Source organism: Streptococcus oricebi, assembly GCF_017883985.1.
Classification (GTDB): Bacteria; Bacillota; Bacilli; order Lactobacillales; family Streptococcaceae; genus Streptococcus; species Streptococcus oricebi.
Window position 1 is genome coordinate 121,333 of record NZ_PRDG01000005.1, and the last position, 13,624, is coordinate 134,956.

At 44.2% G+C, this 13,624-nt stretch carries 12 protein-coding genes; all 12 read left to right on the plus strand.

Annotated elements, in window-relative coordinates; translation table 11 throughout:
- Positions 1-48 precede the first annotated feature (48 nt).
- The gene (locus C4K46_RS08705; protein WP_209628588.1) at positions 49-393 is read left to right on the plus strand and encodes an HIRAN domain-containing protein; all 345 of its coding nucleotides are present in this window, start codon (positions 49-51) and stop codon (positions 391-393) included.
- 1 nt (position 394) lies between these two features.
- On the plus strand, positions 395-1,339 hold the full coding sequence (gene manA, locus C4K46_RS08710; protein WP_209628589.1) for a mannose-6-phosphate isomerase, class I: 945 nt from the start codon (positions 395-397) through the stop codon (positions 1,337-1,339).
- A gap of 380 nt (positions 1,340-1,719) precedes the next feature.
- Positions 1,720-2,004, plus strand: a complete 285-nt coding sequence (locus C4K46_RS08715; RefSeq protein WP_209628591.1) for a TIGR04197 family type VII secretion effector — start codon at positions 1,720-1,722, stop codon at positions 2,002-2,004.
- A 13-nt stretch (positions 2,005-2,017) separates the two neighbouring features.
- Entirely contained in the window at positions 2,018-2,374 is a 357-nt protein-coding gene (locus tag C4K46_RS08720; RefSeq protein WP_209628593.1) for a DUF3958 family protein, read from the plus strand.
- A 28-nt stretch (positions 2,375-2,402) separates the two neighbouring features.
- The gene (locus C4K46_RS08725) at positions 2,403-4,058 is read left to right on the plus strand and encodes a T7SS effector LXG polymorphic toxin (protein WP_245335186.1); all 1,656 of its coding nucleotides are present in this window, start codon (positions 2,403-2,405) and stop codon (positions 4,056-4,058) included.
- Positions 4,059-4,091: 33 nt separating this feature from the next.
- Positions 4,092-4,451 (plus strand): hypothetical protein, encoded by a 360-nt coding sequence (locus C4K46_RS08730; RefSeq protein ID WP_209628597.1) that lies wholly within the window; start codon positions 4,092-4,094, stop codon positions 4,449-4,451.
- A 183-nt stretch (positions 4,452-4,634) separates the two neighbouring features.
- Entirely contained in the window at positions 4,635-7,157 is a 2,523-nt protein-coding gene (gene secA / locus C4K46_RS08735) for a preprotein translocase subunit SecA (RefSeq protein WP_209628599.1), read from the plus strand.
- A 677-nt stretch (positions 7,158-7,834) separates the two neighbouring features.
- Positions 7,835-8,866, plus strand: coding sequence for a 3-deoxy-7-phosphoheptulonate synthase (locus tag C4K46_RS08740; protein WP_209628601.1), 1,032 nt, complete (start codon positions 7,835-7,837; stop codon positions 8,864-8,866).
- A 53-nt stretch (positions 8,867-8,919) separates the two neighbouring features.
- Entirely contained in the window at positions 8,920-9,282 is a 363-nt protein-coding gene (gene acpS / locus C4K46_RS08745) for a holo-ACP synthase (RefSeq protein ID WP_209628603.1), read from the plus strand.
- The gene (gene alr / locus C4K46_RS08750) at positions 9,272-10,390 is read left to right on the plus strand and encodes an alanine racemase (RefSeq protein WP_209628605.1); all 1,119 of its coding nucleotides are present in this window, start codon (positions 9,272-9,274) and stop codon (positions 10,388-10,390) included. The genes acpS and alr overlap by 11 nt, the downstream gene beginning before the upstream one ends.
- A gap of 100 nt (positions 10,391-10,490) precedes the next feature.
- Positions 10,491-12,506: an ATP-dependent DNA helicase RecG gene (gene recG, locus C4K46_RS08755; protein WP_209628606.1), complete on the plus strand. Its 2,016-nt coding sequence runs from the start codon at positions 10,491-10,493 to the stop codon at positions 12,504-12,506.
- A 397-nt stretch (positions 12,507-12,903) separates the two neighbouring features.
- Complete coding sequence (locus tag C4K46_RS08760) at positions 12,904-13,503, plus strand: class I SAM-dependent methyltransferase (protein WP_209628607.1); 600 nt, start codon at positions 12,904-12,906, stop codon at positions 13,501-13,503.
- Positions 13,504-13,624: the final 121 nt, after the last annotated feature.

A 13,624-nucleotide genomic window follows, 5' to 3' on the forward strand; every position in this document is an offset into this window, starting at 1 on the left:
TCACTAGGAAACTCTTTTTTGGTATAATGAGGGGAGGAGGACTTTATTATGAAACATACATTTATACCAAGCCGTCATTTTCTTGATTTTCACATCAGTGGTTTTGCTTATCATGACGGTTTAGAGGTTATTGAGGAATTAAAATTAGGGCAGCCTGTTCAACTAGTTGTTGAGCCAGATAATCCTTATGATCCGAAAGCGGTAGCTATTTATTATAGTGAGCACAAAATTGGCTATGTGCCTAACTATAAAAACCAAGATTTGTTTACCCTGCTGTATTTCGGACATGATGACATTTTTGATGCCCGGATACAATCGGTACAAATTGATAATCATCCAGAAAGGCAATTTCGAGTAGTTGTCAAGGTGAGGGACAAGAGAAAAGAGGTTTAATATGGCAGAACCATTATTTTTACAAGCGGTCATGCAGGAGAAAATCTGGGGTGGAACCAGACTAAAAGAGGAGTTTGCCTATGAATTGCCAAGCGACAAAGTCGGCGAGTGCTGGGCCATTTCAGCCCACCCCAACGGCGTTTCCAAGATTAAAAATGGCCGCTTTAAGGGTTGGGGATTAGATGAGCTTTATGCCCAAAAGCGGGAGCTTTTCGGCAATCGTCCAGAGCCGGTCTTTCCCCTCTTGACCAAGATTTTAGATGCCAACGATTGGCTAAGTGTCCAGGTCCATCCCGATGACAGCTATGCCTTGGAACATGAGGGAGAATTAGGTAAGACCGAGTGCTGGTATGTGCTAGCAGCCGAAGAGGGGGCTGAGATTATTTACGGCCACACGGCCCAGTCCAAGGAGGAGTTGAGCCAGCTGATTGACCAGCAGAATTGGGACCAACTGCTAACAAAGGTACCTGTCCAAGCAGGCGATTTCTTCTATGTTCCTAGTGGCACCATTCACGCTATTGGAGCAGGGATTTTAATCTTGGAGACCCAGCAATCGAGCGACACCACCTATCGGGTCTACGATTTCGATCGCAAGGATCAGGCGGGTCAAGAGCGGGAGCTCCACTTGCAGCAGTCCATTGACGTAACCAAGCTCGGTCAGGTAGCCAATAGCCGGCCAGTTAGTCTGGAGCTAGATGACCTACGCTCGACCCTCTTGGTCGCCAGTGACTTTTTTGCCGTCTACCGCTGGGAATTGACGGGGCAGGCCCAGTTCACTAGGACAGCCGACTACTTGTTGGTCAGTGTTTTAGGCGGTCAAGGGAACTTAAAAGTCCAGGACCAAGACTACCCATTGAGTAAGGGACAGCATTTCATCCTACCTAGAGATGTTGAAAAATGGACCCTACTAGGCTCAAACCTAGAGCTACTAGTTAGTCACCCTTAAAGAGGCCGTAGTCTTTTAATCTTAGGTATATAGACTTGTAGGTAAGACAGGCCTGAAATCAAAAGGTTAACCTATCTTTAAACTCTTTCCACTCCCCTTTAGGGACTGAAGACTCTGGTCTCAGTCCTTTTTGCTTGCGGTCAGTCAATTTCTAGTCTGACTGAAAAGGAAATAGAATCCTTTAGTTAGCTAAGAGAGACTAGCAATTACTGAATTTAGTTATTTCTATAAGTGTCAAAGCTTGTTAAAAAATGGACAAAGGTTAATAAACAATTTTAAACAAAATGTAAAAAAGATGACAGAGCTTTAACCTTTTTGTCATCTTTTTTACACATTAAAAATGATAATATAAGGCTAGATAAAATATCTAGGAGGAAAATATGGCTGAACAATTTAAGTTAAATTCAGAGATAACCCAAAATGAGTCGCAACAGTTAAATGCTGTGTCGGAGGATTTTGATACAGGTAGTGGTTTTGTACGAGATCATATCAGTCGTTTTGATGGGAATGATAAGGCCCACGAAAGTCTGACTTTATTTACAGAAAATTCCGAATCCTCAGCAAGACTCCTTCGCAAGGTGGCTAGAAATATGGATAGCATGACCAAAAGCTTTACAGAAATGGACCGAGAGATAGCTAAGGCTAAGGCTGCTAACAATCAATAAGGAGATAGAAGAGATGAAAGAATGGGAGCGGTTGGATAGGGAAGAAAAAGGATTGCGCCAGGAGGCGGAAAAAGTAGAAGATAGTCGCAAATCCTTAGAAAACCTACTAGAGCTCTATCGGGAACAAGAGCTGACTCATCAAAGAGGCAACCATGAATTTTTAGAGCTTTTTTTAGGCAGTCAGCAGTTTCACACAGCCCAAGGCTTGGTAGCAGAGGGTGAGTCTGCCTTTCGTGACCTCACTTTTTCTTTGGAAGAAGAGATTGAGAAACTGAGAAAATGCCAAGGACAATTTGAAGATAGGGCAGATAAGCTCTATCAGCAAAAGAAAAAAGCCTTATTAGAAGAGGAGAAACAGACAAATGGGTAATATAAAAATGGATTTGCACTATTCGGATATGCAAACGAACTATGCCAAACAAGTTTGTAAGGAACAAACCAAGGATTTTCAAAGCTTTCAAAAAAGAATCGATGACTTCAAATCAAAGACAGATAAGTTAAAAGGTCAATCTTTTGATAATAGCCGCCTTTATTATGAGCGGGTTTTATCTCCTATTGCCAGTGGAGGAAAGGAAGTTTTAGCGGAGGTCACAAAGGCCTTTGAAAAGATTGGGATAGAGTATCGCTCGCAGGTATCCGAACAAAGTCTGGAAGAAACAAAGTTAGAAGAGCAGATAGCAAGTGAACAAGCAAATATAGATAGGCTGTCCGGTCTGCTAGATGAGTTGAAAAAGAAGGAAAAAGACCTCTCCAAAGAGAGCTATAGCAATCAACAGCAAAGCTTAACCAATTCTTTGAATAGCTATAAGGGACGCAAGGAAGAACTGGAAAAACTGTTGGAAAAGTTGAGGAACTTCAATCGTGACTCTGGTAAATATTTTGATACAGCACTTGAAATGCAAAAGGCTCTTAAAGGAAGTATTCAAGAAGCGGTCGAATCTTGGAGCAATGTCAATAGGCCTCCTACTGTACCTAGAAGTAGTTTAACTGATAAGTTAGAATTGATAAAGAAAAAGGAGTCCTTAAGTGATGGCGATAAACAATTGATGCAAAATTTTCGGGACCAATATGGTTTTGATGAAAAAACTGCTTACCAGATGTTGAAAGTTAAACAAAAAATTGATCAAAGATATCCCGATAAATCACAGCAGGAAAGAGACTATATGTTTTTACGCCTTGTAGGAGGGGTTGTTTATGGTCAGGTAGATGGGTACGATGGAACTAAAGGGAAGAAGATGTGGGAGGAGACAGCTGGGAAATTAAAAGAATCTTTCGGTACAGATAATGTCTTGGAAATTTTTAAGAATTCGGGTTTATCAGAAACAGAAGCTAAATCTCTTTTTTATGAAATAAAGCGACAGAATGCTTTTTCGGGGACTAGTGAGATAATGAAACCCTATGAGAAAGGAAATAAGCAAGGAGAGGATATTTACCAAGAAAGGTTGAAAGAATATAAGGAATACCATAATACTAGTGGAATGTCTGAAAATCAAATACAAGCTCAATTTGACAAGGAATGGGAAAGACAAAACAAAGACTATAATGGAAAAGCTGATTTTGCCCATCAATCAATTACAGTGGCAACACATTTGAGTTCTAAACGAGGCGTCACTCACTGGGGGCTTTATGGGGACAAGAAAGTTAAAGACCTATCTGGCTGGGAGGGGGATGCTACCACAGAAGCATTTACTGATCCTAGTATGAAAAATGATGATTATAAGGCAGATTTGGATGCTGCTAATATTAGTAGACGAATAGAGACAACTGGTCAAAGCTATCAAGAGGCTAGCAATGCCTACTATCAGGAATTAAAAGAAGGTAAGACAAATCGGGCTAGAGAGTTTAAAAGTCATAAAAATTATGATGAGGTTGAACGTATAGTTCTTGACGATCTGACACCACAAAATTATGCGCGGGGACCTATACCACAAGTTAGGAGAGTATCAACAGAGGAAAGAAAAGAAGAGATTAAGAAGAAACACCCCGACTCTTACAACTTTATCAAGAGTTTAGAGGAGGAGAAGAATGAAATGGAGGATTACAGCAATCGCTAATAATCTCTCAATACTAGTAAGGAGAAGAGTTGAATGACAGTAAGCAGTAAACAAGCAGAACTAGCGGAAATTGAGGAAAAGGAAACCTTTATTGTCTTTGAGTTAAAGCGGGTCGATGCCTATGAAAAGATGTTAGACGACACTAGGGACATCTATGCTAAATACCAAAAATTGCAAAAGGTCTTTGAACGCTTCCAAGAGGCCTTTCCAGAAGATGAAAAATTCCGCCAGAATGCCGAGCAAAACTTGGTTGCGATGAAAAAAATGGCTGAGACCATTGATTATGGGACCCAGACTGCCCAGAAGCATCGCTATCACCTAGAAGAGTTTAGGGGCTATCTGCAACATCGTAAGGCAGAGCTTTTAGGGGGAGATGAGGCAGATTTATCCTAAGTATTCTGCCAGATTTAGAAAGAAAAAGTAGCAGGAAAAGAGCCAAAGACAAGGGGGTAAGGACTTCTTGTCTTTCTTTTGTCCCTAGTGATTTCTCCTTGTTTGTTTCTTGAAAACAGGGATAAATCGTGTTATAATGAAAAGAACACTTTAAACAAGTAGAAAGTATTGAAAAAGGAAAAAATGGCAAATATTTTAAGAACAGTAATTGAAAATGATAAAGGTGAGTTAAGACGTTTAGAAAAAATGGCTGACAAGGTCATTGCCTATGCGGACCAAATGGCAGCCCTGTCTGATGAGGACTTGCAGGCCAAAACAGAAGAATTTAAGGAGCGTTACCAAAAGGGGGAAACGCTTGATGATTTGTTATACGAGGCTTTCGCTGTTGTGCGTGAAGGAGCCAAGCGGGTCCTGGGGCTCTACCCTTATCCTGTTCAGATTATGGGAGGAATTGTCCTCCATCATGGGGATGTCCCAGAGATGCGGACTGGGGAAGGAAAGACCCTGACTGCGACCATGCCGGTCTACCTCAATGCTCTTTCAGGCAAGGGAGTTCATGTAGTTACAGTTAATGAATACCTGACAGAGCGTGATGCGACTGAGATGGGAGAGCTCTACTCTTGGTTGGGGCTTTCTGTGGGGATTAACTTGGCTGCCAAGTCACCTGCCGAGAAGAAGGAGGCCTATGCTTGCGATATTACCTACTCAACCAATGCCGAAATTGGTTTTGACTATCTGCGGGACAATATGGTTGTCCGGGCTGAAAACATGGTTCAACGCCCGCTTAATTATGCCTTGGTCGATGAGGTAGACTCTATCTTAATCGATGAGGCCAGAACACCTCTGATTGTTTCTGGTCCGACCTCCTCTGACACTAGCCAGCTCTATCACATGTCTGATAATTTTGTAAAATCCCTGAAAAAGGATGACTATATTATCGATGTTCAGTCCAAGACTATCGGTCTATCAGATTCTGGTATTGATAAGGCTGAAAGCTACTTTAAACTAGACAATCTCTACGATATTGAGAATGTTGCCCTCACTCACTTTATCGACAATGCCTTGAGAGCTAACTACATTATGCTCCTGGACATTGATTATGTGGTGAGTGAAGATCAGGAAATCTTGATTGTCGACCAATTTACCGGTCGGACCATGGAAGGACGCCGTTATTCAGATGGACTCCATCAGGCCATTGAGGCCAAGGAAGGCGTGCCAATTCAAGATGAAACCAAGACTTCTGCCTCTATCACCTACCAAAACCTCTTCCGCATGTATAAGAAATTAGCCGGAATGACAGGGACAGGTAAGACTGAGGAAGAGGAATTTCGGGAAATTTACAATATCCGTGTCATTCCTATTCCGACCAACCGGCCAGTGGCGCGGATTGACCACTCCGACCTACTCTATCCAAGTCTGGCTTCTAAGTTCAAGGCTGTGGTTGAGGATGTCAAGGAACGCTATGAAAAGGGTCAGCCAGTTCTTGTTGGTACGGTTGCAGTTGAAACCAGTGACTTTATCTCTAAGAAACTAGTGGAAGCGGGAGTGCCTCACGAGGTCCTCAATGCCAAGAACCACTATAAAGAAGCGCAAATCATTATGAATGCCGGCCAGCGTGGAGCGGTGACAATCGCAACCAATATGGCGGGACGTGGTACCGATATTAAGTTGGGTGAAGGCGTGCGCGAGTTGGGTGGTCTCTGTGTTATCGGAACCGAACGTCATGAAAGCCGCCGGATTGATAATCAGCTCCGCGGTCGTTCAGGACGGCAAGGGGACCCAGGTGAGTCGCAATTTTACCTATCGCTAGAAGATGAGCTCATGCGCCGCTTTGGTTCTGAGCGGATTAAGGCCCTACTTGACCGAATGAATCTGAGCGATGAAGACTCTGTTATCAAGTCCAGAATGTTTACCCGTCAGGTTGAAGGAGCTCAAAAGCGGGTTGAAGGAAATAACTACGATATGCGTAAGCAAGTCCTGCAATATGACGATGTCATGCGGGAACAGCGGGAAATCATCTATGCTGAACGCTACGATGTCATCACTGCAGATCGTGACCTTGGCCCAGAAATTAGGGCTATGATTAAGCGGACTATTTCTCGCTTTGTGGATGGCAATAGTCGGGCAGAGGAAAATGAGAAGTTAGAGGCTATCCTCAACTTTGCCAAGTATAATCTGGTTGATGAAGACTCTATTCGACTGAAAGATCTTAAGGGACTATCAGATAGTCAAATTAAGGAAGAACTTTATGAGCGGGCCTTGGCTGTCTATGACCGTCAAATTGCTAAGCTTCGTGATGAGGAGTCCGTTCGTGAATTCCAAAAAGTCTTGATTTTACGGGTTGTAGATAGCAAGTGGACTGACCATATCGATGCCTTGGACCAACTCCGTAATGCGGTTGGCTTGCGGGGTTACGCTCAAAACAATCCAGTCGTTGAATACCAGTCTGAAAGCTTCCGGATGTTTAACGATATGATTGGCTCTATTGAGTTTGATGTGACCCGCCTGATGATGAAGGCGCAGATTCATGAGCAAGAGCGGCCAAGGGCAGAGCACAATATTAGCACGACCGCTACACGCAATATCTCTGCTCAAAAATCAGACTTACCAAGAAATATTGACTTATCAACAGTCAGTCGCAATGCTCCTTGTCCATGTGGATCAGGCAAGAAGTTTAAGAACTGCCACGGTCGGAACAAAAAGTAAAAAATTTTTAGAAAGAAAAGGGTGAGACAAGGATAGTAGATGGCTATAAAAGAATGTTAATATCTATCCGTCTTGCCCTTTTTCTTACCTAAACAGCCTATTTAAAGAAGCATAAAAATAAGGAATAGAGAACTAGAACAAGGGTCCCTTTTATAGCCTTGCGTTCAGGAATAGCGATGAAGCAGTCTGCGAACGGGCTTTGTATCTTGTAATTGAACACGCCCTAAAAACTTTGAAAAAAAGATAAATATTCCTAGGAGCTGGGGCTCCGTCGTCGTATTTCCTATTTTTTCTTCGTTTTCTTAACGGGCTTTGTATCTTATGTAATTGAACTCGGGCTAAAATCCTAGTAAAAAAGACTCGCTTGCCTTGCTTCATCGAAGCGGCGTCGCGCTCCCTATTTTTATACGGATTTCTTAACGCCCTCTGTATCTTGTGTAATTGAACTCGGGCTAAAAGCTCGGAAAATAGATAACTCTTCCTAGAAGCTGGGGCTTCTTCGTCAGATTTCCTAATTTTCGGTCGCTTTTTTAACGCCCTCTGTATCTTGTGTAATTGAACACGCCCTAAAATCTCGGAATTTAGATGAAATTTCCTAGGTTCATGGAACCTTCGTCAATTTCCCTAAAATTCTTTCGATTTTTTAACGGGCTTTGTATCTTGTTTAAGGAGAGAGAATGACATTTAAAGCAGCTAGTCAAGCAATTGATGTGGAAGAAATGCGCCAGCTATACAAGTTGGAAGGTGATATTTTGGCGCGTAAGAATAAGCGTGACCGGGCCTTGGAGGCGATTATTCGTGGTGAGGATGAACGAATTTTACTAGTCATCGGTCCTTGTTCTTCCGATAATGAAGAGGCAGTTTTGGAGTACGCTAAGCGCCTAGCCCAGCTGCAAGAAGAGGTTAAGGACCGGATTTTCATGGTCATGCGGGTTTATACGGCCAAACCTAGGACCAATGGTGATGGTTATAAGGGCTTGATTCACCAGCCCAATGCTAGTGCAGCTCCTAGTCTCATCAATGGAATTAAGGCGGTCCGTAACTTGCACTATCGGGTCATTACCGAGACTGGCTTGACGACAGCTGATGAAATGCTCTATCCAGAAAATCTCCCCCTAGTGGATGACTTGGTTAGCTACATTGCTGTTGGAGCTCGTTCGGTTGAAAACCAACAACACCGCTTTGTGGCCTCAGGGATTGATGTACCAGTAGGGCTGAAAAATCCAACCTCTGGTAATTTGCAGGTTATGTTTAATGGGATGTATGCGGCCCAAAACAAGCAAAGTTTCCTTTTCAGCAATAAGGAAGTGGAAACCTCGGGCAATCCTTATGCCCATGCTATTTTGCGTGGGGCGCTTAATGAGTATGGGAAAAATATTCCCAACTACTACTATGACAATCTGATAGATACGATTGAGCTCTACGAAAAAATGGGCTTGGAAAATCCTTTTATCGTCATTGATACCAACCATGACAATTCTGGTAAGCAGCATCTGGATCAGGTGCGGATTGTACGCCAAACCCTGATTAACCGGGATTGGAATGCTAAGATTAAAAAGGTAGTGCGCGGTTTCATGATTGAGTCCTATCTAGAAGATGGTCGCCAAAATGAACCAGAGGTCTTTGGTAAGTCTATTACGGACCCTTGTCTAGGTTGGGACAATACCGAGCAGTTAGTGCGTGAAATTTATCAAACGCTAGGACAATAAGAGATGGGCTGGGACGGAAGTTTCAGCCTCTTACTAATAATTAAAGGGAAAAGATGATTAAAGGACATGGAATCGATATAGAAGAATTATCTTCTATCCAAAGGGCTTATGAAAAGAATCCCCGCTTTGCGGCTAAGGTTCTAACCTCAGCGGAGTTAGAGCGCTTTGAGAGTCTCAAGGGGCAGAGGAAAATCGAGTATCTGGCTGGTCGTTGGTCGGCCAAGGAGGCCTTTGCCAAGGCCTGGGGAACTGGAATTGGGAAGTTACGATTTCAGGATTTGGAAATTTTGACCAATCAGGCTGGAGCTCCTGTTTTTACTCGTTCGCCCCACGAGGGGCCCTTACATGTTTCCTTGAGCCATACGGGAGATCTAGTTATGGCCAGTGTTATTTTGGAGGAAAAGTATGAAAGCTAGTCCACATAGACCGACTAGGGCAGTCGTTGATTTGACGGCAATTGCCTTTAATATCAAACAAATCGCAGCTCACTTGCCCCAGGAAACCAAAAAATGGGCCGTAGTCAAGGCCGATGCCTATGGCCATGGAGCAGTAGCTGTTTCTAGCTACTTGGAAACAGAGGAAGTGGTCGATGGTTTTTGTGTTTCTAATATCGACGAGGCCTTGGAATTAAGAGCAGCTGGTTTAAAAAAGAAAATTTTGGTCTTGGGTGTTTCGGATTTGACAGCGTTAGATTTAGCTCGGACCCATCAGGTTTGCTTGACGGTGGCTAGCTTGGACTGGTTGGATTTACTAGAAGAAGCCGGTCTTGATGTGACTGGTCTGGTCTGTCACATCAAGGTGGATTCGGGCATGGGGAGGATTGGTTTTCGCGATAGCAAGAGTGTCCAAAGGGCCATAGAACGCCTAGAAGCGGCGGGAGCCCAAGTGGAAGGAATTTTTACCCATTTTGCGACTGCTGATGAGCCAGACCAAGAAAAATTTGAGGAGCAACTTGCCAACTTCCAGGCTCTTTTGGCAGCCCTCCCTCAAAAGCCAGCCCTGATTCATGCTAGCAATTCAGCAACCAGTCTCTGGCATGCAGAAACAGTCATGCAGGCTGTTCGTTTGGGCGATATTATCTACGGGCTCAATCCGAGCGGGGATGTCTTGGACTTGCCTTATGAAATCAAGCCAGCCTTGTCGCTTGAGAGTCAACTAGTTCATGTGAAAAAATTGCCTGAAAATTCTAGCGTAGGCTACGGGGCTAGTTATGTGACTAGTCAGGAAGAGTATATCGGAACCCTACCAATCGGCTATGCGGACGGTTGGACGCGGGACATGCAAGGCTTTTCAGTCTTGGTAGATGGCCAATTTTGTCCCATTGTCGGCCGAGTTTCCATGGATCAAACGACCATTCGTTTGCCCAAGGCCTATCCCTTGGGAACGCCGGTTATCTTGATTGGTTCTAGTGGCCAGGCTGAGATTACAGCAAGCCAGGTGGCCCAACAAAGGGCAACCATCAACTATGAAGTGGTCTGCCTACTTAGTGATCGAGTACCGCGAGTTTACCGGTCGGATGACTAGTTTTGCCCTTACATTTAGCCTAATCTGAATTTGGGTTAGATGAGCTATCTGGCTGTCGCCCCTACTCGGTCTTACTAGCTAGAACTGGAAAGAGGAATTTATGAATTTACACCAAGCCTTGACGGTTCTGCCGGGTGTGGGACCCAAGTCAGCTGAAAAATTTAGGAAATTAGGAATTGAGACCTTGGAAGATTTGCTCCTTTATTTTCCTTTTCGCTATGAGGACTTTAAAGTCAAGAATGTCCTCGACTTAGAGGATGGAGAAAAGGCTGTTATTTCTGGCCAGGTAGTCAGTCCAGCCAATGTCCAATACTATGGCTATAAGCGCAATCGTCTGCGCTTCACCATCAAGCAGGGTGAGGTCGCCCTTGCTGTTAATTTTTTTAATCAACCCTATCTGGCTGATAAGGTGGAGCTAGGTGGGACCCTGGCTATTTTTGGCAAGTGGGATAAGACCAAGGCTAGCTTGACCGGTATGAAAATACTAGCCCAGGTGGAGGAAGATTTACAACCAATCTATCACTTGACGCAGGGTGTTAGCCAGGCTAGCCTAGTCAAGCTGATTAAGCTAGCCTTTGATCAGGGGCTAGATTTGCTTTTAGAGGAAAATTTGCCCCAAGTTTTACGGGAGCGTTATCAGCTCATGCCTCGGAGTCAAGCGGCTAGAGCCATGCACTTCCCCCAGGATTTGGCTCAATACCGTCAGGCCTTAAGACGACTTAAGTTTGAAGAATTGCTCTATTTCCAACTGCAATTACAGCTTTTGAAGGCAGAAAATCGGGATTTCAAAAAGGGGCTAGCCCTCGATTGGCAAGAGGAAGCCTTAGAAGCCAGAAAGGCAGCTCTCCCCTTTAAGCTGACTTCTGCCCAGGAGCGCAGTCTGGGAGAGATTTTGCAGGATATGAAATCTGGCCTACACATGAATCGGCTCTTGCAAGGAGATGTGGGGAGTGGTAAGACAGTGGTAGCGGGTCTGGCCATGTATGCGGTCCATACAGCAGGTTACCAAGCGGCCCTCATGGTGCCAACCGAAATCTTGGCTGAACAACATTTTGAAAGTTTGAGTCAGCTTTTTCCTGACTTGCGCCTGGGCCTATTAAGAGGCAGTATGAAGGCGGCAGAGAAAAAGGACTTGTTGTCGAGGGTTGAGTCGGGGCAGGTCGATTTTATCATCGGGACCCATGCCCTGATTCAAGAGGGGGTTAATTACCACCGTTTAGGTCTGGTGATTATTGATGAACAACACCGTTTCGGGGTAGAGCAGCGGCGAATTTTGCGCCAAAAGGGGGAAAATCCAGATGTGCTCATGATGACTGCGACTCCAATCCCTCGGACCTTGGCTATTACAGCCTTTGGTGATATGGATGTTTCAATCATTGATCAGCTTCCTGCTGGCAGAAAGCCGATTGTCACCCGTTGGATTAAGCATGAACAACTTCCCCTGGTCTTGGACTGGCTGGACCAGCAGTTACAAGTGGGAGCCCAGGTCTACTTTATCTCTCCCTTGATTGAGGAATCTGAAGCCCTTGATTTGAGAAATGCAGTGGCCTTGGAGCAGGAGTTGGCGGCCCATTTTGGAGTTAGAGCACAGGTGGCTCTGCTACATGGAAAAATGAAGGCAGAAGAAAAAGATAAGATTATGCAGGATTTTAAGGATAAAAAGGTCCAAATTCTGGTTTCCACAACTGTTATTGAGGTAGGGGTCAATGTGCCCAATGCCAGGGTTATGGTGATTATGGATGCCGATCGCTTCGGTCTCAGCCAACTGCACCAACTACGGGGACGTGTCGGCCGGGGAGACCAGCAATCCTATGCTGTCCTAGTCGCCAATCCCAAGACCGAATCGGGGCAAAAGCGGATGAAAATCATGACGGAAACGACGGATGGTTTTCTGCTAGCTGAAGAGGACTTGAAGATGCGGGGGTCAGGAGAAATCTTTGGCACTCGTCAGTCCGGCCTACCGGAATTTCAGGTAGCTGATATTGTTGAGGACTATCCCATTGTTGAAGAAGCCAGAAAGGTGGCCAGTCAGATTGTCGCAGACCCTTCTTGGCGGCAGGATTCTAATTGGTCCTTGCTGGCAGAGCATTTGACTGAAAAAGACTATTTGGACTAATCTACTGCCCTTAAATAGGGTTCGAACTTAAGTTTTCTGCAAGATTTCTATAAGTCAGCTTTAAGTTTGGGAGACTATACTGTAGTCAATCAAAAAGAAACGAGGTATAGCCTATGAAGATGTTTATCAAAGTGCACTATGATACCAAATACCAAGAGTCAGTGCAAGACTCTTCTACCTACGGCAAGTAGGTAGATTCTCTAATTGTTTTTTCATCTAAACCTCCTTAATAGATTAAAATAACAAGAAAGGCCCCAATCGGGGCTTTTTGTTTTTATGAGCAAGAAGTGTATAATAGGAGCCATAGGTTTGGCTGGTCTAAGGAGTTCTGGTGATTAGGATTAGCTTTTTCTCATCCAGGTCTAAAAGTAAAATATATAAAAGTAGGAAGAAAACAATGGCAAATGATTGGCAACAATTTGGAAAACCCAGTGGGCTGATGGGCCGCATGCTAGCGCGAGGCATGAACCGAGGGCATGCTCCTTTCACTCGCTGGTGTCTGTCTTACTTAGATGGCCCCGTTTCTGCGGCCTTGGATATTGGTTGTGGTGGCGGAGGTGCTATCCGGCACCTGCTGAAAACCTATCCTCAAGCTCAGGTTGATGGTTTGGATTATTCGGAGGACTGTGTAGCAGTTGCCCGTAAGACCAATTATAAAGAAAGGAAACGCTGTGACATCAAGCAAGGGACTGCCGAGGCCAATCCTTATCCTGATGCGAGTCTTGATTTGGTTACGGCTTTTGAAACGGTCTATTTTTGGTCTGATTTACCCCGGGCCTTTGGGGAAATCCACCGCGTTTTACAAGAGCAAGGCCGCTTCCTGCTAGGCTGTGAGCTGCTTCCTAGTCCCACTAGCCTCAAATATCAAGAAAAAATTCCGGGTATGAAAATCTATGATCCTCAAGAATTAGTAACCTATCTCGAAAAGGCTGGCTTTACAAAGGTTGACCTCTTCCAGGGCAAGAAGGAAAGTTTTTGTTTGCTGGCCACAAAATGACTAGGAGTCCTAAAAAGATAAAAAGGATTTGGTCCATTAAAGAAACCAAATCCTTTTTTCTTGCGACAGAATAGCTACTTGCTCTAGTAATTAAAATCTTTGCTGTCACTTACTTAACCTA